Origin of the sequence: Bradyrhizobium sp. Ai1a-2 (assembly GCF_000426245.1) — a bacterium.
Classification (GTDB): domain Bacteria; phylum Pseudomonadota; class Alphaproteobacteria; order Rhizobiales; family Xanthobacteraceae; genus Bradyrhizobium.
In genome coordinates this window covers 24,960-48,580 of sequence record NZ_AUEZ01000021.1, presented here as the reverse complement: position 1 = coordinate 48,580, position 23,621 = coordinate 24,960, and the positions used below count along the sequence as shown (strand labels likewise).

24 protein-coding genes are annotated in these 23,621 nt (G+C 63.6%); 6 read left to right on the top strand and 18 right to left on the bottom strand.

The genetic code is table 11. The annotated features are described in order from the left end of the window. Nucleotides 1–19: 19 nt before the first annotated feature. Genes K288_RS0116430 through K288_RS0116415 form a run of 4 tightly spaced genes read left to right on the top strand, consistent with a single transcriptional unit; the run spans nt 20 to nt 4,045 of the window. The gene (locus K288_RS0116430; RefSeq protein ID WP_027580543.1) at nt 20–1,162 is read left to right on the top strand and encodes a CoA transferase; all 1,143 of its coding nucleotides are present in this window, start codon (nt 20–22) and stop codon (nt 1,160–1,162) included. Beyond that, nucleotides 1,108–1,965, top strand: a complete 858-nt coding sequence (locus tag K288_RS0116425) for an enoyl-CoA hydratase-related protein (RefSeq protein ID WP_244443159.1) — start codon at nt 1,108–1,110, stop codon at nt 1,963–1,965. The genes K288_RS0116430 and K288_RS0116425 overlap by 55 nt, the downstream gene beginning before the upstream one ends. Before the next feature lie 29 nt (nt 1,966–1,994). Continuing rightward, nucleotides 1,995–3,188 carry an acyl-CoA dehydrogenase family protein gene (locus tag K288_RS0116420; protein WP_027580541.1) on the top strand — a complete coding sequence of 398 codons (1,194 nt, stop codon included), beginning with the start codon at nt 1,995–1,997 and terminating at the stop codon, nt 3,186–3,188. Beyond that, nucleotides 3,185–4,045, top strand: a complete 861-nt coding sequence (locus tag K288_RS0116415; protein ID WP_210164432.1) for an alpha/beta hydrolase — start codon at nt 3,185–3,187, stop codon at nt 4,043–4,045. The genes K288_RS0116420 and K288_RS0116415 overlap by 4 nt, the downstream gene beginning before the upstream one ends. A gap of 23 nt (nt 4,046–4,068) precedes the next feature. On the opposite strand, the gene K288_RS0116410 is transcribed toward K288_RS0116415, so the two are convergent. From K288_RS0116410 to leuC, 17 genes are all read right to left on the bottom strand, one after another. Then, on the bottom strand, nt 4,069–5,439 hold the full coding sequence (locus tag K288_RS0116410) for an MmgE/PrpD family protein (RefSeq protein WP_043160007.1): 1,371 nt from the start codon (nt 5,437–5,439) through the stop codon (nt 4,069–4,071). A 5-nt stretch (nt 5,440–5,444) separates the two neighbouring features. Continuing rightward, on the bottom strand, nt 5,445–6,137 hold the full coding sequence (locus K288_RS0116405) for an ABC transporter ATP-binding protein (RefSeq protein WP_027580539.1): 693 nt from the start codon (nt 6,135–6,137) through the stop codon (nt 5,445–5,447). Continuing rightward, complete coding sequence (locus K288_RS0116400; RefSeq protein WP_027580538.1) at nt 6,137–6,877, bottom strand: ABC transporter ATP-binding protein; 741 nt, start codon at nt 6,875–6,877, stop codon at nt 6,137–6,139. The genes K288_RS0116405 and K288_RS0116400 overlap by 1 nt, the downstream gene beginning before the upstream one ends. Before the next feature lie 33 nt (nt 6,878–6,910). Continuing rightward, the gene (locus K288_RS45680) at nt 6,911–7,921 is read right to left on the bottom strand and encodes a branched-chain amino acid ABC transporter permease (RefSeq protein WP_051334563.1); all 1,011 of its coding nucleotides are present in this window, start codon (nt 7,919–7,921) and stop codon (nt 6,911–6,913) included. Between the two features lie 3 nt (nt 7,922–7,924). Then, nucleotides 7,925–8,791: a branched-chain amino acid ABC transporter permease gene (locus tag K288_RS0116390; RefSeq protein WP_027580537.1), complete on the bottom strand. Its 867-nt coding sequence runs from the start codon at nt 8,789–8,791 to the stop codon at nt 7,925–7,927. A gap of 36 nt (nt 8,792–8,827) precedes the next feature. Continuing rightward, on the bottom strand, nt 8,828–10,018 hold the full coding sequence (locus K288_RS45675) for an ABC transporter substrate-binding protein (RefSeq protein WP_043160004.1): 1,191 nt from the start codon (nt 10,016–10,018) through the stop codon (nt 8,828–8,830). Between the two features lie 42 nt (nt 10,019–10,060). Continuing rightward, nucleotides 10,061–11,242: an ABC transporter substrate-binding protein gene (locus K288_RS0116380; RefSeq protein WP_152535554.1), complete on the bottom strand. Its 1,182-nt coding sequence runs from the start codon at nt 11,240–11,242 to the stop codon at nt 10,061–10,063. Between the two features lie 25 nt (nt 11,243–11,267). After that, entirely contained in the window at nt 11,268–12,107 is an 840-nt protein-coding gene (locus K288_RS0116375; protein WP_244443158.1) for an amidohydrolase family protein, read from the bottom strand. 109 nt (nt 12,108–12,216) lie between these two features. Continuing rightward, nucleotides 12,217–12,780, bottom strand: coding sequence for an MmgE/PrpD family protein (locus K288_RS54135; protein WP_256378828.1), 564 nt, complete (start codon nt 12,778–12,780; stop codon nt 12,217–12,219). A gap of 2 nt (nt 12,781–12,782) precedes the next feature. Continuing rightward, nucleotides 12,783–13,559 carry an MmgE/PrpD family protein gene (locus K288_RS54130; protein WP_051334561.1) on the bottom strand — a complete coding sequence of 259 codons (777 nt, stop codon included), beginning with the start codon at nt 13,557–13,559 and terminating at the stop codon, nt 12,783–12,785. Between the two features lie 61 nt (nt 13,560–13,620). Continuing rightward, nucleotides 13,621–14,139, bottom strand: coding sequence for an acyl dehydratase (locus K288_RS0116365; protein ID WP_051334560.1), 519 nt, complete (start codon nt 14,137–14,139; stop codon nt 13,621–13,623). 199 nt (nt 14,140–14,338) lie between these two features. Next, on the bottom strand, nt 14,339–15,550 hold the full coding sequence (locus tag K288_RS50615; RefSeq protein WP_084799618.1) for an ABC transporter permease subunit: 1,212 nt from the start codon (nt 15,548–15,550) through the stop codon (nt 14,339–14,341). Then, nucleotides 15,547–16,308, bottom strand: a complete 762-nt coding sequence (locus K288_RS0116355; protein ID WP_244443157.1) for an ABC transporter ATP-binding protein — start codon at nt 16,306–16,308, stop codon at nt 15,547–15,549. Before K288_RS0116355 ends, K288_RS50615 begins: the two co-directional genes overlap by 4 nt. A gap of 68 nt (nt 16,309–16,376) precedes the next feature. Further along, entirely contained in the window at nt 16,377–17,423 is a 1,047-nt protein-coding gene (locus K288_RS0116350; RefSeq protein ID WP_043160002.1) for an ABC transporter substrate-binding protein, read from the bottom strand. Next, nucleotides 17,423–18,556, bottom strand: coding sequence for a 3-isopropylmalate dehydrogenase (gene leuB, locus K288_RS0116345; RefSeq protein ID WP_027580531.1), 1,134 nt, complete (start codon nt 18,554–18,556; stop codon nt 17,423–17,425). Before leuB ends, K288_RS0116350 begins: the two co-directional genes overlap by 1 nt. Then, nucleotides 18,553–19,188 (bottom strand): 3-isopropylmalate dehydratase small subunit, encoded by a 636-nt coding sequence (leuD, locus tag K288_RS0116340; RefSeq protein ID WP_027580530.1) that lies wholly within the window; start codon nt 19,186–19,188, stop codon nt 18,553–18,555. Before leuD ends, leuB begins: the two co-directional genes overlap by 4 nt. Before the next feature lies 1 nt (nt 19,189). Next, a complete protein-coding gene (leuC, locus tag K288_RS0116335; protein ID WP_043160000.1) occupies nt 19,190–20,578 on the bottom strand; it encodes a 3-isopropylmalate dehydratase large subunit in 1,389 nt (462 codons plus the stop codon). Nucleotides 20,579–21,217: 639 nt separating this feature from the next. Here leuC and K288_RS0116330 point away from each other — a divergent pair. Together K288_RS0116330 and K288_RS0116325 are read left to right on the top strand one after the other, a co-directional pair. After that, the gene (locus K288_RS0116330; RefSeq protein WP_027580528.1) at nt 21,218–22,354 is read left to right on the top strand and encodes a serine hydrolase domain-containing protein; all 1,137 of its coding nucleotides are present in this window, start codon (nt 21,218–21,220) and stop codon (nt 22,352–22,354) included. A 71-nt stretch (nt 22,355–22,425) separates the two neighbouring features. Further along, nucleotides 22,426–23,256: a C1 family peptidase gene (locus K288_RS0116325; RefSeq protein ID WP_160168975.1), complete on the top strand. Its 831-nt coding sequence runs from the start codon at nt 22,426–22,428 to the stop codon at nt 23,254–23,256. 17 nt (nt 23,257–23,273) lie between these two features. On the opposite strand, the gene K288_RS52400 is transcribed toward K288_RS0116325, so the two are convergent. Next, nucleotides 23,274–23,615 (bottom strand): hypothetical protein, encoded by a 342-nt coding sequence (locus K288_RS52400; RefSeq protein ID WP_152535551.1) that lies wholly within the window; start codon nt 23,613–23,615, stop codon nt 23,274–23,276. Nucleotides 23,616–23,621 lie beyond the last annotated feature (6 nt).

The following is a 23,621-nucleotide window of genomic DNA, read 5'->3' as shown; positions in this document are numbered from 1 at the left end:
CCCAACCTCGAGAGACTTCATGACGCAGGCCAAACCGCTCAAGGGAATCACCGTTTTCGAGATCGGGCAGAGCGTTGCCGCGCCTTTCGCCGGGCTGATCTTTTCCGATCTCGGAGCGGAGGTCCTCAAGGTCGAGAATCCCAAGACCGGGGATCACGCGCGCGGCTGGGGTCCGCCGTTCTGGCAGGGAGCCGCGGCGGCTTTCCATACGCTCAATCGCGGCAAGAAGGATCTGGCGGTCGATTTCGCCGATGCGGCCAGCGTCGCCGAACTGCGCGCGGCGATCGTGGCGCGCGCGGACGTCGTGATCCAGAACATGCGCTCCGGCGTGGTGGAGCGCTACGGGCTCGGAGCAGAAAGCCTGCGCAAGGATCGGCCAGACCTGATCTATTGCAATCTTAGTGCCTTCGGCGAAACCGGTCCTCTGGCGCAAAAGCCCGGCTACGATCCGCTGATGCAGGCTTTCGCCGGCCTGATGAGCGTTACCGGCGAGGGCTCGGGGCGAACTCCCGTGCGGGCAGGCATCTCGCTCGTCGATATGGGTGCCGGCATGTGGTCGACGATCGGCATTCTCGCAAGCCTGATCGAGCGGGCCAGGACCAAACGCGGCACGGTCGTCTCGACCTCTCTCTACGAGACGGCGCTGACATGGATGTCGATCCCGATGGCCGGCTATCAGGCGTCGCAGAACGTGCCCCGGGCCTATGGATCCGGCATCGCCGAGATCGTGCCCTATCAGTGCTTCATGACCCGCGACGGCTGGCTGATGATCGCGGCAGGAAATGACGGCCTCTTCCGCAAGCTCTGCAATGTGCTGGACCACCCGGAATGGGCGGAGGACGATCGTTTCCGCAAGAATGGCGATCGCGTCGCGAACCGTGATATCCTGATCCCGATGCTGGAGCAGGCACTCCGCGACGAACCGCTGAAAGCCCTGATGGCCCGGCTGGAAGCTGTCGGCATTCCGAACGCGCCGCTGCAGACTGTCGATGCGGTTGCCGCCCATCCGCAGACGGAAGCGCTGAAGATCATCAGCAGCGGTCCCGAAGGAAGCCTGCCCGTGGTCGGCCTGCCGATCAGTTTCGACGGCGAGCGGCCCGCCTTCGAATGGCCGACGCCGTCGCTCGGCGAACACACATCCCTCCTGAAGAAAAACGGCTGACGGACACCATGCGCGATCAATTCGAGACCATTAAAGTCGAACGCCCCTCCCCCGACGTCCTGCAGATCACGCTGAACCGACCCGGTTCGGCCAATGCCATGAACACCCAGATGGGGCTCGACCTTCTCGAGATCTTCACGGACCTCGGCGCCGACCCTGATTTCTGCCGCGCCGTGGTGCTCACCGGCGCCGGCGACAAGGCATTCTGCGCCGGCGGCGATCTCAAGCAGCGGCATGGCATGACAGACGCCGCATGGCAGGCGCAGCACCATATTTTCGAACGGCAGGTGCGCGCCCTGATCGACTGCCCGATGCCGGTGATCGCGGCGGTGAACGGCGTGGCCTATGGCGGCGGATGCGAAATGGCGCTCGCCTGCGACTTCATCTATGCCGCCCGGCAGGTGCGCTTTGCCCTTCCGGAAGTCACACTCGGCATCATGCCGGGCGCCGGCGGCACGCAGACCCTGGCCCGCGCGGTCGGAGAGCGGCGCGCGAAGGAATTGCTGCTGAGCGGCAAGCCCTGGTCGGCAGAAGATGCCGCCGCCTGGGGCATGGTCAACCGGCTCTGCGATGCGACGAACCTGCTGCCCGAAGCACTCGCGATCGCACGGACGATCGCGGACAACGCTCCGATCTCCATCCGGCAGGCGAAGCGCTCGATGCATCATGGCCTGTCGCTCAGCCTCGCGGACGGCATGCTGTTCGAGATCGAGGCCTACAACCGGATGGTCCCGACCGAGGACCGCCGTGAGGGCGTCACGGCATTCAACGAGAAGCGCAAACCGGTCTTCACGGGCCGCTGACGCGCCTGCCGCAAGAAAGGATTTCGACGATGGACCAGCATGTGCAGAGCGACGCGGCGGTTACGGTGGAGCTTGGCGAAGACTATCCAGAATTGAGGGAGGCCGTGCGCAAGGTCTGTGCGAACTTCCCCGGCGAGTATTGGCGCGACCTGGACGAGCGCTCCGCCTATCCCAGCGAATTCGTCAAGGCGTTGACGGACGCCGGATTTCTCGGCGCCCTGATCCCGGAGGAATGGGGCGGCACCGGCCTGCCGCTGCGCGCAGCCGCCGTCATTCTCGAGACCATCAATGCCAGCGGCTGCACCGCCTCGCCAGCCCACGCCCAGATGTACATCATGGGCACGCTGCTTCGACATGGCAACGAGGCGCAGAAACGCAAATATCTGCCGGGCATTGCATCCGGTGCCCTGCGCCTGCAGGCATTCGGCGTGACCGAGCCGACCACCGGCTCCGACACCACCAAGCTCAAGACCCGCGCCGAGCGCCGCGGCGACAAATACGTGATCACGGGCCAGAAGGTATGGACCTCGCGCGCACTCCATTCCGACCTGATGTTGTTGCTGGCGCGCACGACGCCGGTCGGCGAGGTAAAGAGGAAAACCGAAGGCCTGTCAGTCTTCCTGGTGGACTTGCGCAACCAGCCGCGGGAGCGGCTGGAGATCAGGCCGATCAAGGCGATGATCAACCACAACACCACCGAGATCTTCATGGATAGCCTTGAGGTTCCGGCAGAGAATCTGATCGGCGAGGAAGGCAGGGGCTTCCGCTACATCCTGGATGGCATGAATGCGGAACGGATCCTGGTCGCATCGGAGTGCATCGGCGACGGCCGCTGGCTGCTGTCGAAAGGTGTCGATTATGCCAACCAGCGACATGTCTTCGATCGCGCGATCGGGCAGAATCAGGGCGTGCAGTTTCCGCTCGCCCGCGCTTATGGCGAACTCGAAGCGGCCGACATGATGGCCCGGCGCGCCGCCGCGTTGTTCGAGGCCGGCAGGGACTGCGGCGCTGATGCGAACATCGCAAAGCTGCTGGCGTCAGAGGCGACATGGAGGGCGGCCGAAGCCGCAATCCAGACCCATGGAGGGTTTGCCTTCGCGCGCGAATACGATATCGAACGCAAGTGGCGGGAATGCCGCCTCTACCGTGTTGCGCCGATCTCGACGAACATGGTGCTGGCCTTCGTGGCGCAGCATGTGCTGGGGCTGCCGCGCTCCTATTGAAGACGGTTGCAGGCATGTCGGAAGTGGCGTCGCCGCAAGCCATCATCGCATCGATTGAGACACAGGCACGCCTCGTGCGTACCCCCTTCGACGGCGGAACGATGGCGTGGCGCATCTGGGGCGATGGTCCCCCGCTGGTCCTGGTCCACGGCGGCCACGGATCATGGATGCATTGGACCCGCAACATCCTGCCGCTGGCGCGACACTTCAAAGTGCTGGTGCCGGACTTGCCGGGTTACGGCTGGTCCGATGCGCCACCGGGCGAGATCGATGCGGAGCGTCTCGCTGAAATCGTGGCTGCCGGCCTGCAGCAATTGCTGAACGAATCCGAGGCGATCGCCTTCGCCGGATTCTCCTTTGGCGGCGTGATGGCTGGACATATTGCGGCCTGCATGGCTCCGCGGGTCCGCCGGCTGGTTCTGCTCGGCGCCGGCGGGCTGGCCCTGCCCCGCCCGCCACCGCCCGGCCTGGTCAAATGGCAAAAGGCGACATCGGACGCGGATCGCCGTGCCGCGCATCGCGCCAATCTCGAGGCCGTGATGATCGCCAATCCGGCAAAAGTTGACGATCTCGCCATCTATATCCAGGAACAGAATACACAGCGGGCACGGCTGCGGAGCCGGTCCATCTCGCTCACCGATGCGCTGCGCCGAAAGCTCGATCAGGTTCGGCTGCCGCTCGCGGGCATCTGGGGCGAGCGGGACCCGATGACCGGCCGTTATGTCGAGACACGGCGCGAACTTCTCAGGGCACTCGACCCTGGCTGCCCCTTTGTCGTGATCGAAGGAGCTGGCCACTGGGTGCAATACGAGGCATCCGGCGAGGTGAACGCCAGCCTCATGTCCTGGTTCGCCTGACGCAGCCTTGCTTTGAGTGCGCGCTACGCCGCCGACGAACCGGCGAACTGATCCAGCACCTGCCGCATGTCGGCTGACGCGCGGCCTTCCGCGGCCGCGAAGACAATATCGGCGATGGCTGGGGCGAGCTTTGGCCCAAAGCCGCATTTTGCGAGCCTGCGCGCGAATTGATCGGTCGCCGTATGCCGGTCCTGGAAGATCATGGTTCGCGGCGATTGTGAGGATTCGCGCACGATGCGCGTGCCGTCCTCAAGCGTTACCGTAACGGTCGCATCCAGGAACGAGCCGTCATGCGGTTCGATCGTGGTCAGTCCGACGAGGTTCAATATCTCAGGATCCTCTCGGTGGTCGAGCGCGATGTCATATTCCAGTTCGCCGTAGGCCAGCATCGCCGAGACGGCGAAGGCCGTGCTGGCGAGCGTCTGGACCGTACGCTCGTAAGGCCCCTTGAAATTCGTTCCCGGATATTCGGTGTAAGGCCGCCACAGCGTGACATTGATCGCACGAATGCGCTTGCGATCGATACCCATATCGTGAATCAGTTTCGCCGCTACGATCGGCGGCATGTTGTCGCCGAGCGAGGCGAACGGCTTTGCCATGGCATCGAGAATGGCCTCCGCTTTCGGATCGGTGCGCCAGCGTGCCGGCGCGGACTCGAGACCGGCGAGCGCCCGCATCAGGCCCTTGGGACCTTCGAGACCGTCTGGAGCGCCGATGACGCCGCGGCCGGCAAGCTGTGCCGCCAGAAGGCCGCCGCGCGCGGCCTGGGCGTTCTGCACCCGCCATTCATCGGAGCCGCATCGCACCGGCTCGAGCACGCCGCCGGTGATGCTGGTCGCGATGGCAACCGCATTGCGGGCTCCGGCCTCGTCGAGATCGAGACCAACAGCGGCAGCCGCGGCGGCGCCGATCGTCCCCAGTGTCGGACTTGTCCGCACCCCGCGAGCAATGAGCGCGCGTGCAAGCTCCTCCTTCGCGCCGAGCCATTCAAGCGTGGCATAGCCTGCCACGATCGCGCGCAAGACTCGCTGCAACGGCAGCCGCGCAGCCTCGCCCAACGAGGCCGCAGCCGGCACCACCAGTGATCCCGGATGCGACCAGGAGCTATGATCGGAATCATCATGGAACTGCGCATGGACCGCAACAGCATTGGCCGTCACGGCTTCGGACAAAGATACCCGGCTGTGGTCCGCCCAGATGCGCGCGGTCCCGGGCCCGTCCGGAACGCGCAGCGCCAGCGAGCGGGTCGCGACCGCCGTCGCTTCGTCGCGCGCAAGATGAGCAAGGCCGAGCGTGTCGAGCAGGCAGATAGCGGCCTTCTCCAATATTTCCGGCGCCATGGGTTCGGCGGCGCAGCGGCGCACGAAGGCGCCGAGACGCGCGGTGGCGTTCATCCCGCTCAAAGGTATTCCTCCGCCAGTGCGATATCGCGGATTTCGGCGACGCTGCCGCTGCGGCGCACTTCGCCGCCGCGCATGACATAGCCGCGCGTCGCGAGCTTCAGTGCCGGCCTCGCCATCTGCTCGGTCATCAGGATCGTCGTACCGCGCTTCTGAACCTGTCGGATCGCATCGCTGATGCGCTGGATCCAGACCGGCGCCAGCCCCAGGAATGGTTCGTCCAACAGCAGGAAGGGAGGATAGGAACTCATGGCCCTCGCAAAGGCGACGATCTGCTGCTCGCCGCCGCTCAACTGCCCCGCGGGCTGATGGGCGCGGGTCGCCAGGATCGGGAAGGCCTCGCAAAGCCAGTCGAAGGCTTCCTGCTGCCGCTTGCGGCCCAGTCCGAAAGCACCTGACAGCACATTGTCGGCAACCGACATGCGGGGAAAGACACGGCGTCCTTCCGGAGAATATCCCACACCCGCCTTGGCGCGGCGGTCGCAGGAGAGCGCACCGATGTCCTGGCCCTTGAATCGAATCGTTCCGCCGCAGGTCGGCACAACCCCGATGATCGCGTTGATCAGGCTGGACTTGCCCGCACCGTTGGCGCCGACGAGAAGGACGGTCTCGCCCTCCTTCACATCGATGGAGACGCCGCGCAGCGCGGTGATTCCGCCATAGCGGACCTCGAGACTTTCGATCGACAGCATCAGGCAGCCGCCTCTTCATCATCGCCGACGCCCATATAGGCATCGATCACATCACGCCTTGACAGCACATCTTCGGGAGTTCCTGCCGCCAGCAGATGGCCGGCATCGAGGACGAGGATCTGGGGACATAGCCTCCGGATCAGATCCATGTCGTGCTCGACGATCAGGACGGAGCAGCCGAAATCGGCCTGCGCCGCTTTGACGAAAACATCGACCTGCGTCCGCTCGCGCCGTTCGAGCCCCGCGGCCGGCTCGTCCAGCAGCAGGACTTTCGGTCGCGTCGTGTAGGCGAGGAGCAATCCGAGCATCTTCTGCATGCCGTAGGGCAGCTTGTCGCTCGGCTCGTCCAGCCGCGGCGCAAGATCGAACTGCTTCAATAGATCGGTCAGCCGATCCCAGATCGAGATGGGGCTGCCACTGAAGCGGATCGCGCGGGACAGGTTCTCGCGCACGGTTGCGCTCTTGAAGGTGTTGGTCTGCTGAAAGCTGCGGACCAGCCCGCGGCGGCTCAACTCATGGACCGGCTTGCCCGTGACCGGCCTGCCGTCGAGCAGGATCTGTCCGCTGCTCGGGGCGAGCTTGCCGCAGATGACGTTGATCAGCGTGGTCTTCCCGGCTCCGTTCGGACCGATCACCCCCAGAATCTCGGCGGGCGCGATCTTGAAGCTGAGGTCGGTAAAGACCCGCAATCCTCCAAACCGTTTCGAGATATTCTCGACGCGCAGTTCACCACCTTGCATGGTTCGCCACCTCCAGAGTTCTGCCGCGCGTGGTCACGTGTGCTCGCTCAGAGCGGATGGCGGCGCAGCCGCCGTGATATTGTCGTCTTGCCGAAGCCATTGCTTCAGGAACGCAACGAGATTGGCCAGCGTGCCTACGATGCCGCCCCGCGCAACCAGCACGACGATGATGATGAGCAGGCCGAACAGGCCCTGCGAATACTGCCCCTGATTGCTGAACAGGTTCGACATCCAGACGAGGAGAACGCTGCCGACGACCGGGCCGAGCATCGAGACGCGGCCGCCCACGATCGTGTAGGCGATATAATTCACCGAGGACGATGAGCTGAACGAGGTCGGATGAGCGGTCAGCAGCATGTTGACCAGCGAGAACCCGGCCATGCCGGCAAGGCCGGCCGCTACCACGAAACCCAGGACCTTGTAGCGCCACACCACGAGGCCAAGACTCTGCGCCAGAGTCTCGTTCTCCTCGATCGCCGCGAAGTTCTGGCGATGATAGCTCGTCACCAGCGCGGTGATGATCGCGGCGGCGACGGTGACGCCGATGGCCAGGAGCAGGACCGCGCGGTTGTCGGCGAGCTCCAGCCCGAACAACGTCGTCGGCGGCATCCCGACCAGCCCGTTCGATCCGCCGGTCAGGTTCGGCGTCTCGAACAGGACGAGCTGCGTGATCTCGGTCAGAACGAAGGTGACAAGCACGAAATAAACGCCCTTCAGCCGCAGCACGAGGATACCGAGGGGCAATGCGATCAGCGCGGGGACCACGAAGCTGAGGGCGGTCAGCGCGAAGCTGTCCGTCACCCCTCCTTTCAGGCCGGCAATCGCAACGGTATAGCCGCCGACCGCCATGAACACCGGCACCGCGAATGTCAGCAGGTCCATCCTGAGCATGAGATAGACACTGAACGCAGCCGTGACCGCGATGAAGATCTGGTTGGCGACCGAATAGACGAATGGATCCTCGGTCAGGAATGGAACCGCAAAAGCGGCCAACAGGACCACGACCGTGGCGATCTCGCCGGCATTTCTCTTGATGACATTCACGGTTCAGGCCCCCCTGACTTCGCGGCCGAACAGCCCGGAGGGACGCACGACGAGAACGATCAGAACCAGGACGAAGAGCGCCAACGCTCCCTTCGATCCGCCCAGATAGACGCTCGAATAGGCTTCAACGAGCCCGACCAGGAACGCCGCGATCGTCGCGCCGCCGATGCTGCCCAGCCCACCCAAAATCACGATCAGAAACGACGTCGCCAGCACAGGGTCGCCGACATGCGGCGCAAGTGACAGGATCGGCGTCACCAGCGCTCCTGTCAGCCCGGCAAGGCCGCAGGCGACGCCGAACGCGAGAGGAAACAACAATCGCGGACGCAGGCCTTGCGCGGCGGCGACCTGGCGGTCATCGGCGAGCGCACGCAGGGCGCGACCGAAATCGGTCTTGTACATCAAGAGATAGACCGTCGCGATCGCGAGAAGGCAGATCGAGAGAACAACGATGTTCTCGATCGGCAAATGGAATTTCCCGATCTGCAGTGAGCCGCTGATCGGAAACTGGAATTGGGGAGACTCCGGGCCGAACGCGACCAGCACGCCAGTCGACATCGTGAGATAGAGGCCAAGCGTCAGCATCAGCGTCGCGAGATGGTCCTCGACAATCCGTTCGACCAGGAACAACTCGAACAGATAGCCGATCGCGCCCGTTGCCAGCGTGGCCAATAGGACGGCGATGACATAGGGCACGCCGAGATGGCTGACGAAGCCGTAAGCGATATATCCGCCCGCGACGTAAAAGCCGCCATGGGCGAAGTTCACGACACCAAGGATGCCGAAGATCAACGTGAAGCCGAGCGCCAGGAGCGCATATTGCGCTCCCAGACTGACTCCGATGAGACCTGCGGAGATAAACTCATTCATCTGGCTGTCCTCTCCGGCATCCCCGATGGATGCTGCCTATTTGCCGGTTGCAGCGGGTTGCTTGACGATCGGCTGCATCTTGCCGTCGATGATGGTGCCGATCCCGAACGGGAAGGAGAGCTCCTGGTTGATGCCGAAGAACTCCTGACCGATCCACAGCCCCTTCCCGAGATTGGGATCTTCCACCGGAAGGCTGCGCAGTGCCTCCGCCACCTTCTGCGTATCGGTGATGGTCCCGGCCTTGGAGATCGCCTTGACAACCATCCGCGCCGCGCCCACCCACTGGAAGAACAGGTTGCTTTCCGGCCGATCCGTATTGAACGCTTTCTTGTAGGCGGCCGCGAGCTCCTGAATCTTCTCGTCGACGACGATTGGCTCGTACCAATAGAAGGTCTTCAGGACGTCGATGCCGCCGGCGATGCGCGCGATCTCTTCCGTGCCGGGTCCGCCGAGATGGCCGATCGGTCCCTGGAAGCCGGCCTGCCGCAATTGCTTGGCCATCGTGCCGGTGTCGCCGGGCGGCGATGATGCAGTGTCCACCGCATCGGGCTGCATATTAATGATGCGCGTGACGATCGGCTGGAAGTTCGAGGTCCCGCGCTGGTAATATTCCTCGATCGCCTCGATGCCGTTGTTCTTGTAGGCGACCGCGTCGACGCTTGCGATGTCGGTTCCGCCTTGGTCGTTCGGCGCCACCACGACCACTTTCTTGATGCCGAATTTCGCCTTTGCGACCTTGACGATTGGATCGGCCCAGCCACTTGGGCCAGGTCCGTTGTGAAACACCAGCGGCCATTGCGGGCCGATCGCATTCTTGGCGTAGCCGTTACCCATCACCAAGAGGTTGTTGCGGGCCGCGATCGGCTTCAGACCCGTCATCTCCGGTGATCCGATCGGGCCGATGATGAATTTCACGCCCTGGCTGACCAGCGCGTTGGCGCCGGCAGCGGCACCCTCCGCCGTGTACTTTCCATCGAATGCCGACACCGCGACGCGGCATTTCTCGCTCCCAACCGGCACCCCGCCTTCGGCGTTGTATTCAGCCGCCACGAGATCAACGGCTCCTTTGAGCGCAAGGCCCCATTGAGCGGCCGGCCCCGAGAGGGTGCCGACGACGCCAAGCTTTAGTTCACAGGCGGCCTGGGCATAGCCGGCCAAAAAGCCGGTGAGGCCCAGTACCAATCCGCCGATTGCGCTCTTCCTGAAGTGCTGCGACGTACCTTTCATTTTTCCCTCCCTCGTTATTTTTTTAGTTGAGCGTCAGAAAAATCAGTCCTGATCAACGGCCTCCACGCGTTGGACAGGCAGCATCTTGCCGCCGATGATCATGCCGATGCCGAACGGAAACGCGATCTCCTGCTTGATCCCGAAGAAGGACTTGCCGGTCCAGAATCCTTTCCCGAGATATTTGTCGTCGACTGGAAGCGTCCGCAGCACTTCAGCGACTTTTTTGGTATCGGTGATGGTGCCGGCCTTGGAGATCCCGTTCAGCAAAACCTGACTGGCCGCGACCCACAGGATCATCGTGGTGTTTTCCGGAGCGGGCGCACCCATCACCTGCTTGAAATCGTCGTAGATGGCCTGCACCTTCGGGTCGGAGGTCGCGACGTTTTCGTACCAGTAGAAGTCGCCGACGCCCTCGACACTTCCGACGATGCGCACGATCTCATCCGTCGCTGCGCCGCCGAGCCGCCCGATCGGGCCCTTGAAGCCCGCTTGGCGAAGCTGCTTGACCATGATGCCCGCATCGGAGGGAGCCGACGAAGCGGTGTCGACCGCGTCGGGATTCTTGGCCAGGATGCGGGTGATGATCGCGGCGAAATTCGTCGTGCCGCGCTGATAGTATTCGTCCGTCGCCTCGATGCCGTTGCGCTTGTACACATCGACGTCGACGCTCGCGATATCTGTTCCGCCCTGATCGTTCGGAGCGACCACCACGACCGACTTGATATTGAATTTCGCCTTCGCTGCCTTGACGATGGCATCGGCCCAGACGCTTGGCCCGGGGCCCTCATGAAACACCATCGGCCATTGCGGACCGATCGCGTTCTTCGCGTAGCTGTTGAGAAACACCAGCATGTTATTGCGCACCGCGATCGGCTTGATGCCGGTCGCTTCGGGCGACACCACCGGTCCGACCACGAACTTGACGCCCTGGCTGACGAGCTGGTTCGCGGCAGCCGCCGCTCCTTCCGCGGTCGCCTTGGTGTCGAGAACGGACGTCGTGATCTGGCAGCGCTCCGAACCGACCTGCAGCCCGCCCGCGTCATTGGTCTTCTTGACGACGAAATCAACGGCAGCCTTGAGCGCGTTGCCCCATTGTGCGGTCGCACCCGACAATCCACCCACCACGCCGAGCTTCAACTCGCACGCGGCGCGCGAGGGTGAAGCCGCCGCCAGAACCGTGACGGCGGCGGCGCCCGCCAACAAATATCGCTTGAAAGACAGCATCAATCATACCTCGGACAGGTTACAGTCATCTCTTGTCAAATCCGTAGAGTTCGGCTGGGTTGGCGACCAACAGACGCTGCTGATCCTGCGGATCAGAAGCAAACGCCGGAATGAGATCGACGAGCACCGAGTCTTTTGGAACGGGCGAGTCAAAATAGTTCACATGCGGCCAGTCGGTCCCCCAGACGACGCGGTGAGCGTTGGCGCTCAACAGCGCCCGCGCGTAGGGGACAGCATCGGTGAACGGGGCGCCAGCGACTGAAATGCGGTCGGCTCCCGACAGCTTGCACCACACCCGGCCATCGCGAAGCAGTTCGCAAAGGCGAGCAAAGCCAGGACTATCAACGCCGCGATCCGTGGTGATGCGGCCCATGTGGTCAACCACAATGTCGAGCCCGAACGCCAGCAGCTTCGGCGCCCAGTACGGCAGGTCACTGGCGTCGAGCCAGGCCTGCACATGCCAGCCGTAGCGCTTGATGCGCGGCGCAAGCGCTTCGAGATCCTCGAAGCGAGCACCGCCGCGATAGACATGAACACCAGCGCGCTGAAACAGGTTGATCCGGATTCCGCGCACGCCCGCCTCGTGAAGCTCCGCAAGGCGGCGATCGGTCGTGTCGCCTTTCAGCACCGCGACTCCGCGCAAGCGATTGGGCTCCGCACGCAGCGCTTCGAGCATCACGTCCGGACTTTGGATTCCGGTCTGCACAATGACCGACCTGTCGAAGCCGAGCAAACGATGCAGCTTGTCCAGCTCGGCGGGCGAGAGGCCCGGCGGCGGAGTGAAGCTCCGCTCTTCTTCATAGGGATGGCGGGCGGGATCGCCGAAAACATGGACATGCGCGTCACACGCCCCACGGGGTGGCACGAAGGTGGCCGGGCCGCTTACATCTTCAGGCGGAAGGCAGCTGCGCGGCTGAGAAGTCGTTGGCGTTGCGGTCATGTTCCAAGGCCGGTTGAGGACAGATGCTGGCCGCTCAGTGCAGCGACGTGAGGCTTCGGGCGGAACTGTCTTCCATGGCCTGCAAGCGCTTGAACAGCACAGCGGGGTCCACGGTCGACCGGCCAGCCAGCAGACAATTTTCAAATTTGGCGAAGAGCTCATCCTCGCGCAGCGGCTTCTCGGCGTGCCCGCGCGCGCGGGCCACGCGTTCGCTTTCCAGTTCGCCGCCCGCGCGCAGGCGCACGATCGCCTGATCTGCGACGGATGCGCCCGCCTGCTGCGGATCGTAGTCGGTGTTGGTCTCGACCTTGACCCGGCCCATCAGGTCCTGGACCTCCCGGCGCTGCACGAAGGAGTCCGTCAGTTCGGTCAATCCGACGCGGTTTGCCACCACCGAACTCGCCATCGCGAACTCGATGCTGAACTTTGCCGCAAGCCCGGTCTGCGGGAGATGATTGCGCAGGATCGTCGCGTAATTTTCGCTGAGCCGCACCGTGATGCCTTCGATCTCGTCCGGTCGCAGCGGATGTGTCTTAAGCAGATCCAGCATGCCATCGATGGCGCGATGGGTGCAGTAGCAGGCGGGATACTTCTTGATGTTCAGTCCGCTGTCGATGATGTGCCAGGCTTCGCCGAGTGCGGCTGGGCTTTCGCGATCGACCTCGCCGGCAGGCGAGCGGCGGCGAGAAAACCTTGCGGATGCTCGAGCGCATCCTCCGAGGCCGTGAAGCCGGCCGCGGCAAGACGCGCCGCCATCACCCCGCTATGAGCGGAGCGGCCGGCGTGAAACGGCTTCGTCATCGTGCCGAAATTGGCCATCAGGCCGGCACTTTGCGACGCACCGAGCGCAATCGCTTGGGTCGCCTTGGCCGGGTCGAGGCGGCGCAACGAGGCGCATGCCGCCGCCGCGCCGATTGCACCGAAGATGCCGGTGGGGTGCCATCCCTTGCCGTGATGGAATCCCGGTTCGCGGCGCACCAGTTCCGCCCAGGTCTCGTAACCCGCGACATAGGCCGTCACCATGTCCCGGCCGGAGACGTCGAGCGTTTCCGCTTCTGCCAGGATGGCCGGAACGAGAACCGTGCTGGGATGGCCGCGTAGCGCCACGTCGTCGAAGTCGAGTGCGTGGGCGGCGGTGCCGTTGATCCACGCGGCCTGCGCTGCGTCCGCCTTGCGGTCGCTGAAATACAGCGTGGCATCGCCGCTCGCAGGATCGAGAACCTCGCGAAGGATGCGCGTCGGTTCTTCTTCACGTCCTGCAATCATGACGCCGACACAGTCGATGAAGCCGGTGCGGGCGATGGCGGCTGCCTGCGCCGGCACACGGTTGGGCGACAAGTCGGAGACGAACTGACCGAGCGCGCGGGTCAATGACATTGTTAAGGTCCCCTCGAAAACGAACGAGCCGAATGGCCGACTGCGATGTGGACGTCAGGCTTCAGTTTGCCGGAGCAACGAACGGATAAGGCAGGCGAGTGCCACCACGCAGCGGAAGCGCCACCGTCGCAGCACCAGGAGTCGACTCGACGCCTGCCTCATTGCAGATTCCGAGTTCGATCTCGACCAGCCCATAAGAGCCCTGCGGCGTGTCCACGCCTCGGGTGCCGGTGACCTTGCCCCAGACCGACAGGCGTTCGCCGACAAGGTCCATGGCCCGAAACTGGAAGCGAAGCTTCCACAGCCATCCGGTCGGTCCGGCCCAATCCTTCAAGAGCTGCGCGATGAATTGCTGCTTCAGCGAGCCATTGACCAAGAGGCCTGGCAGCTTGTCATGGCCGGTGGCGAACGGCAGGTCGTAGTGAATCTTGTGCCAATTCTCCATCGCAGCCGACCAGCGCATCAGGTGTGCGGTCGTGAGCGGGCCCTTGAAGAGCGGGCCGATATCCTGGCCGACCTGAACATCCTCGAACACGGGACCCGCGTCGGTCGTGGCGGAGTGTGGTGCCGTGACAGCCATCAGACGCCCCCACCGAATGCGGGAACGCGAGGCGTTGATGTCATTTCGGAAATCAAGGCATCCTCCCAATTCGCTATGCAAATAGCGTATTTGTTATTGCAGCAAGCAATCATGCCGGACCCGCTTCGTCAAGGTGAAAAAGGCCGCGGTCGCTCCATCGCAATGCTGTAGCGTCGCACTGCCGCAGACATGTCGCGGATCAGTCCGGCGATAGCCGGAATTTCGGCAGATCAATCTCGTCGGTGGCCCGCTCGAACACGACGCGAAGCCGGGCACCCAGCGCTGCGCCCGCGCTGTCGCCCACGAGATTGCTGACCAGCAGCACGCCTTCATCAAGCCGGACCAGACACACCCGATAGGGAAGCTCCTGCGCGAAGCCAGGCCAATAGGCGCGATGCACATCGACCCAGGATTCGAGCGTCCCTCCTCCGCTCACATCGCGCCAGGTCTGCTCGTTGGAGAGACAGCGCGGACAAACCGGCGACGGCGGGAAGTGGAGATGGTCGCAACGCCGGCAGGCTTGCAGCGCAAGGCGGCCCTCGCGTGCCCGCTCCCAGAACGGACGGTTCAGTTCATTGCAGACGGGAAGTGGCTTCGTATAGGACTGGCTCATGGGTCTCGTGCTCTGCAAGACGTTGGCCGGATTCAGCCGCGGGTATTCGCCGCGCGCCTCGGATTCGATGATCAGCCGGCCGATGCCGCGTTCGGCGCCGATGAACTCGCCGACGATCACGCCGATGAGCGCGAAGGAGATTGCCGGCGTCAGCGAAGCGAACACCCAGGCCATTGTCGAGGGAATCACGACCGTGCGCGTGATCTGCCACTCGCTGGCACCGAGCAGGCGCGCGGCGTTGGTAAAGCCATCGTCGATCGAGCGCGCGCCTTCGAAGGTGTTGAAGAACACCAGGAACACGACGACGATCCATGACGTCACGATCTTGGACATGTCGCCGATCCCGAACGCGAGCACGATGATCGGTGCGAGCGCGATGCGCGGGATCGAATTCACCGCCGTGATGAACGGCTGGAATATCGCGCTGAGGCGATCGGAACGCCCCAGGATCAAGCCGGCGACGAAGCCGCTGATCACGCCGGTGACGAAACCGAAGAAGGTGTTCTGCAACGTCACGCCGGTTGCGACCCAGAGATTGTTCTGATTGCGCGCCAGGCATTTCGCGAAGTCGCCGTTCAGCCAGCCATTCCAGGCGCCGAGCTTCGAGGTGAGGCAGCTCTGGATCAGGAAGTCCTCGAAGATCTGCGACGGCTTCGAGATGAAGTAGGGATCAAGCAAATCAGGCACCAGCCACGGCAATCGTGTGCGCAGATCATAACCCCACTGCCAGATTGACAGCACGACGACGCAGATCAGCGCCTGCCAGGCGACCGTGTTCAGCCGGCTGTATCTCTTCATGCGCTGCGGCCCTTGACGAATTCCTCGCCGAGCGAGTGCCAGATATGCTGGAACAGTTCGGCATAGCGCGGCGTCTCGCGTACCTTCACCGCGTCGCGTGGACGCGCGAAATCGACCTCGAACATGTCCTTGATCCGGCCCGGCCGGGCCGAGAACAGGATGATGCGGTCGGCAAGCGTCAGCGCCTCGCCGAGATCGTGGGTGACGAACAGCACGGTTTGCTGCTCGCGCTCCCAGATCCGCAACAGCACCTCGTGCATGTCGATCTTGGTATGGGTGTCGAGCGCGCCGAACGGCTCATCCATCAGGAGTATCTGCGGCTCGACGATCAGGGTCCGCATCAGCGCCGCGCGCTGCCGCATACCGCCCGACAGTGCCGACGGATAGGCGTTCTCGAATCCCTTGAGGCCCGCTTGCGCGACACATTCCGCAATTCGCGCTTTCCGCTCCTGCGCCGGCACGCCGGCGAGCTCCAGCCCGTAGCCGATATTGTCGGCGACGGTCCGCCAGGGGAACAGCGTGTCGCGCTGGAAGACGTAGCCGACGTCCGCCGTCGCCTTGCCGGCGACGACGCGCTTGCCGTCGATCAGGATTTCGCCGCCGCTCGGCCTGATCAAGGACGCGATCATGTTGAGGACGGTGCTCTTGCCGGATCCCGATGGTCCGAGCAGCGCGACGAACTCGCCGCGGCGGACTCCGAACGAGACGTCGCGTACGGCCTCGATCGCGGTGTTGGCAAGATGGAACGACTTGCTCAAGCCCTTGACCTCGATCCGCCGGGCATCCAGCGATCGCGGTACTGGCGCTGCCCTTGTCTCCAGCGCGCTCAACCCGGATAGGCCTTTCGCGCCGTGTCGATAAAGGTCGGAACGATGACATCGGCGATCGTCAACGGCTTGATGCCGGTCATCTCGCGGAACCAGACCTTTTCGCCGCGCGCGAACTCGGCGGCGTCGATCGTGGCCTCATAGTCGGCGACCTTCTGCAGCGTGGTGATCTCGAGCAAATTGGCCTTGCGCGAGGTGCTGCCGACATAGGGCTCGATGGCGTCGTAGATCTGCTCCGGCGTGTGCGTCTTGATCCATAGCGTCGCGCGCCAGATCGCGGTGACGAAGGCCTGCATTTTGGCCGGATCCTTGTCGATGGTCGCCTGCGTCGAGAAATGCGACGTCACCGGCACCTTGCCGCCGATATACTTGTTCCAGATCGCCTCATCCGTGCCGTCGAACAGCAATTCGCCCCAGCCCTGCTCTCGCGATTCGTTCAGGAGGGACAGCGAGCTGACGAGGATGTCGGCCTGCTTCGACTTCAACGTACCGAGCATGGTGTCGACATTGCCGGTGCCGATCCAGGTCACCTTGTCGTCGAGCCCCATGGTTTCCATATAATAGGACGCCCACACATGATTGGTACCGCCAAGCGACGACACCGAGACGATCGGCTTGCGGCCATCGGGCCGCTTCCACTGCGTGAAGGCTTCCAGCGTGTTGATTCCCTGGTCCTTCAGATCCTTGCGGATGATGAACATCACCGAGCTCGATCGCGTGTCGACCGGCATCAGCACGCGCCCGCTGCGGCCGCGATTGGAAAGCTGCATCGGATGCGTGATATCGCCGATGCCGATATCGCCCTGCGATGAGGCGACGATCTCGCGGGTCTTCACTCCGCTGCCGCCCTGGATCAGCTTGCAGTCGAGCCCGGCCTCCTTGAAGAAGCCGATGCGGTCGGCAACAAACTGCGTCTGATAGACGGGGACCGCGACCGGATAGATCACGCGGCCTAACATATCTGCCGCGCGTCCCCGGCCGGCGAGCGCGGCAGTGCCGCCGGCTGCGATGATCGTAAGCGCCGAACGTCTTGAGATATAGGCCATCAAGCGTGCTCCCTGGCCGAGATCTTGTCGAGCGCGCTCAGCACCGCATCGCCCATTTCGACGGTCGAGAGCTTTTTCGCGCTGGCCTCGGCGATATCGGCCGTCCGCGCGCCTGACGCGAGCGCGGTCTGCACCGCTTTCTCCAGCAGATCGGCGTCCTCGGGCCGGTTCAACGTCAGTCGTAGCATCATGGCAACGCTCAGGATCGAGCCGAGCGGATTGGCGATGCCCTTGCCCGCAATGTCAGGAGCGCTGCCGTGCACCGGCTCGTACAGCGCCTTGCGCCGGCCGTAGCGGTCCACCGGCCCGAGCGAGGCCGACGGCAGCATGCCGAGCGAGCCCGAGGCCATCGCCGCGCAATCGGAGAGGATGTCGCCGAAGATATTGCCCGTCACCATCACGTCGAACTGCCTTGGCTCGCGCACGATCTGCATCGCAGCGTTGTCGACATAAAGATGAGTGAGCTCGACGTCGGAGAACTCCTCTCTGTGGAGCGCGATCACCTCCTCGCGCCAGACCACGCTGGTCTCCAGCACATTGGCCTTGTCGACCGAGCAGACCTTGTTGCGCCGCGTCCGCGCCAGCTCGAACGCAGACCGCGCCACGCGGCGGATCTGGTTGGTGGTGTACTGCTCGGTATTGAAGCCGCGGCGCTGGCCGTCGGGCAATGTCTCGATGCCGCGCGGCTCGCCGAAATAGATACCGCTGGTGAGCTCGCGGATGATGACAAAGTCGACGCCGTCGAGCACCTCGGCCTTCAGCGGCGCGGAGGCCGTGAGCGCCGGGCTCGCCACGATCGGCCGCAGATTGGCGTAGAGATCGTATTTGCTGCGCAGCCCCAGCAGGCTGCCCGCCTTCCGCGCGACCGCCGGAACCTCCTTGGTCTCGGGCCCGCCGGTTGCGCCCCACAGGATCGCGTCAGCCTCGTCCATTGCCTCGGCAGTGTCCTCCGGCAGCACCTTTCCGGTCGCAAGGTAGGGGATGAGCCCGTACTGCGCCTCGCGCAATGTCATCGGCACGCTGCGTTTGGCGGCGAACCAGTCGAGGACGCGGCGCGACTGCGCGGTGACCTCGGGGCCGATGCCCTCGCCGCCGACCACGGCGACCTTGACCATGTTGGATTGCGTGCTCATGCCGATGTCCTTGCAAAATGAATCCAGGGCCGCGCCGCGCGATCGGAAGCCTGGAAGGCGCGGATCTCGTCATCGCGCTTGAGGGTCAAGGCGACCTCGTCGAGCCCCTGCAGAAGTCCTTCGCGCCGCCGCGGATCGATCTCGAAATTGTGCCGCTGGCCCGACGGCGAGATGATGGTCTGCGCCTCGAGGTCGATCGAGACCTTGCCAGCCCCCTGCGTCGCCTCAATGTCGGCCGCGAGCGAATCAACCACGGCCTTGTCGACGACAACGGGCAGAATTCCGTTCTGGAAACAGTTGGCGAAGAAGATGTCGCCGAAGCCGGAGCCGATGATGGCGCGGATGCCCATCTCCTGCAGCGACCACACCGCGCCCTCGCGCGACGAGCCACAGCCAAAATTCGGGCCGGTGACGAGGATCTCGGCCTGCCGGTACGGCTCGCGGTTCAGAATGAAGTCGGGGTTCTCCGAACCGTCGGGCAGATAGCGCAGCGAGCCGAACGCCCATTTGCCGAGCGTGCCACGCACCGAGTTTCCGACCAGCCGCTCGATGCGGATGATCACGTCAGTGTCGATATTGCCGCGCATGATCGGCGCGGCTGTCGCGGTGAGCTTGTTGAACGGTTTTGGCATCTCAGCGCCCCATCGTCCTGACGTCGGCGATCGCGCCGGCGATGGCCGACGCGGCAGCACTCGCAGGGCTCGCCAGGTGCGTTCGCGCCCGTGGACCCTGTCGCCCGACAAAATTGCGGTTCGAGGTCGAGACCGAGCGCTGGCCGGGGGCCACCACCTCGCCATTGGCGGCAAGGCACATCGAGCAGCCCGGCTCACGCCATTCGAAGCCGGCCTCGGTGAAGATCTTGTCGAGCCCTTCGGCGACTGCCTCGCGCTTGACGTTTTCCGAGCCCGGCACGACCCAGGCGCGCACGCCGGCCGCAACCTTGCGGCCGCGCGCGACGTCTGCCGCCGCGCGCAAGTCGCTCAGCCGGCTGTTGGTGCAGGAGCCGATGAACACCCAATCGACCGGCGTGCCCGCGATCGGTGCGCCGGCCTGCAGCCCCATATAGTCGAGTGCGGTTTCGATCGCGGCACGGCGCGCCGGATCCTCGACCGCTTTCGGATCGGGTATCCGGCCGTCCACGCCGATGACGTGCTCCGGGCTGATGCCCCACGTCACCTGCGGAATGATCTGCTCGACATCGATCATGACTTCGCGGTCGAACACCGCGTCCGGATCACTCGGCAATTCGCGCCACGCCTTGACCGCCTGCTCCCACATCGCGCCCTGCGGCGCATAGGGACGGCCGCGCAGGAATTCGAACGTTCTTTCGTCGGGCGCGACCATGCCCATCTTGGCGCCGAGCTCGATCGAGAGATTACAGATCGTGAGCCGCCCCTCGATCGGCAGGTCGCGGATGGCGCTGCCGGCATATTCGACCGAATAACCGGTGCCGCCGGCAGCACCGATATGCCCGATCAGCGCGAGGATCATGTCCTTGGCGGTGACGCCGAGCGGCAGCTTGCCCTCGAACCGCGCGCGCAATGTCTTGGGTCGGCGCTGGATCAGCGCCTGCGTGGCCAGCACATGCGTGAGTTCGCTCGAGCCGATCCCGAAGGCGAGCGCGCCCAGCCCGCCATGCGTGCACGTATGGCTGTCGCCGCACACGATGGTGCATCCAGGCAGGCTCAAGCCAAGCTCGGGCCCGATCACATGGACGATGCCCTGGCCGGGCTGATCGACATCGAACATCGTGATGCCGCTTGCCGCGGTCTCGACGCGCAGCGCAGCCAGAAGTTCCTGCCCGATCTTGCTGGTCCCGGCGCGGCCATGCGCGGTGGAAATGGCATGGTCCGGCGTCGCAAAGGTCAGTTCGGGATTATGAACCGTCAGCCCCTTGCTCTTGAGGTCGAGCAGGCCGCGCGAGCCGCCGAGATCGTGCAGCAGATGACGGTCGATATGAAGGAGATCGGTGTCTTCGCTCAAGCGCGCAATAACATGCTGGTCCCAGATCTTGGCCAGCATCGTACGACTTGTCTTCTTCAAGACAGTCCTCCCTTTGGCTTCTTGAACAGCAGCGCCCGCCGCTGATCGCCGCTTGGCGCGGCGTTGCTTTGAGCGCATCAAATCATGCAGAGGCCCGACCCGCCAGACCGGAGTGACGAACATGACATGGAGGGAGGGCTGCGCTTGCGCAGCTTGACAAAATCAGTCGACGGCCCGGAGCGCGCCGCCGGAACAATAAGAAATACCGGCCAAACCAAGCTGCAGGGCAAACTGACTCCGTCTGCACAATGGCCTATCAATCCGCAAAACTGAAGACGTGTTGGCAGATCGCCCGAAGCAGGCGCATCGGTAGCGAACGTTGCAACTAGCCACGCCACAGGCCGTGCGAGCGCCACGACGAAAGCATTCGGCACATATTTTCTTTGAATCTCACCTCCCCGCTTTACCATCCATAAGTTGTGCAATCATATTGTTCGCTCGACTACGCGAAGGGGTAGTGGTTATTCGTTTACGGTGATCTAAAGTTGTTATCGTACGAGCACCAACCGAAGCGCTCGAACGCGAAGATCTTATGAAGTTTTGCGCCTGCCGGCGACGCAAGTCGTCGAACAGAGGGATTGCAACAGTCTGAGGCTGGCATGCGACCGGAGAATTGCGATGCAGAACGCGAACGGAATCAGCACGATAGTCCATCGCCTCATTTCACCTCTGGTCGCGCCTCTCGGGATCCCCGAGCCAAAGAAGTCCGTCGGGATCCTAGTCGGCGCGACAGTCGCCGGCCAGCGTTACTATTTCCGGTTCGGACAGGTCGACCTGCATAAGGGCGGCACTGGTTCGATTGAGGACACCGTGGTCTTCATCGGCTCGAACACCAAGGTGTTCACGGCAACGCTTCTGGCACTCGCGGCATCGCAGACCTCCACGACGCAGGATACTCGCGTCACCGATCTGTTGCCGTCCGACATCATCCTGAAACAGCCCCACGGCGACATCCTGCTCTGGCACCTCGCCACCCACAGCGCCGGATTCCCGACCCCGGTATGCGGGCAGCGGCCCGCGTTCGGCGACTATCCGCTCTCGTCGTTGGGCGCATTCCTGAACGATTTCACGCCGCCTTATAGGCCCGGCAGGCACTGGGTCTACAGCAATCCGGGCTTCGCGCTTCTCGGCGTGCTGCTGTCGCATGCCTATGCTGGCGGCAACAGCGCGTTCAATTGGGACGCGACGTACCAGAACTGGCCGGCGCTTGTGGTCGACCGCGTAACGGCGCCGCTCGGCATGACGTCGACGCAAGTCAATTACAGCGCCGTGAAGGCGAAGGTCGCGCAGGGCTACAATTACGTCCCGCCCACGAACCTGCCGCCGGTCTACAAGACGGTCGATCCGCCGGACTGGGTGCTGACTTCGGCTGGGCTCGGCGCCGGCGCGCTGTCATCGACGCTCGGCGACATGCTGACGTTCCTGGAGGCCGAAATCAGTCCGCCGGAGGGAGATCTTGGCCTGGCGATGAGACAGACCCAGAAGGTCCACCCGCCGTCCAACGTGCTGTCCATGGGACTCGGCTGGCAACTGTCCAACGACTACTTCGACAAGAACGGCGGCTTCGACGGCTACGAGACCTACATGGCCTTCGATGCCACGCACAAGGTCGGCGTGTTCGTGTTCGGCAACACCAGCGGCGGCGCGGGCGACGCAATCACGACCAACGGGCGCATCCTGCTCGGCGAGCTGCGCGGCATCCCGGCGATGCCGTCGACATTTCCGACGCCGGACAAAGTCCCGCAATGCCCGTGACGCCGGAGATCGTACCATCGCACCCGACACGGTTTTCCTCATCGTTCTCACAACCCGCAATGGAGGTTTTCATGTCGACGCCGCAAGCTGCTCTCAACGCCGTCTTCAATCCGGGCTATGATCCGACAACGGTCGAGACCGGGCGGTCGATCCGGCCGATGTTCACCGGAGCACTCCCCACATCCGCAACCGTCAATCCCGATTATCTGCCGCCACCGCAGGCGCAGGGCACGGCGCAGCACCAAGGCAGTCCCGGCAGTTGCGCCGCATGGGCCTCGACCTATGGTCTTGCCACCTTCACCGCCGCTGCCGCGTCGAAGCAATCGCCGTCGACCGCGTCGCTGCAGGCGAGCCCGGCTCACATTTATATCCAGGTCATGAAGAGCTACGGCGTCAGCAGCTGCAATGGTTCGCGGCTCGACTCCTATCTCGACCTTCTGACCCAGGCAGGAACGCCAAACTGGGCAACGGCGCCGTACTATCCGAGCTGCCCCGAGCTCTGGTCGAGCTACGATGCGAACGCGACGGTCGACGCGAGTTTCAAGATTCCCGGCTGGGCGATGGTGGATACGTCCGATCTCGATTCGATCAAGGCGGTCATCGCCAATGGTGGCGCGCTCTGCTACGGCACCGCGCTGAACGAGGGCTTCGGGAGTTACAACAGTTCCTCGCCGAGTCCGATGACCGGCCCCTTCAACAAGGACAAGAGCCCGGACGGCAAGCTCGTCGGCCACTGCATGCTTATCATCGGCTACGACGACGACCAGCAAGCCATCCTGATCCAGAACAGCTTCGGCCCGGACTGGGGTCACCAGTGGAACGGCAGTGGCGGCTATATCTGGATGAGCTACAAGCTCTTCCAGTATCTGGCGCAAGGGAAGGCAATGTACGTCACGACCTGATCGCCAGATACGCTCCGCTATGGCGCCGATACAGGCGTCGATCGATCAGGCATGTCGCGGTCCTCGGCGATGATCGCGGCACTGCCAATCGCATCGGTCGTTCCTTTTCCAACTGCTGCAGCGACAGGTCCGCACGCCAAGCCGCGACCGCAAGCACGCTGAATTATTTCGCCCGGCAACGGGCCATTTCCTCCGCAAGTTTCCAAAGCGACGAAGCAGCCCTCGCAAGCAACCGTTGGGGTGCACGCCTGTTTTTTGTCGTTTTGCGGCGCACGCAAGCCGACCGCGTCACTATCTGAAGTTGATCTCCCCAGCACGCCTGCTACGCTATCGAGATTGATCAAGCTCTGTTTCAGCAAGGGCCG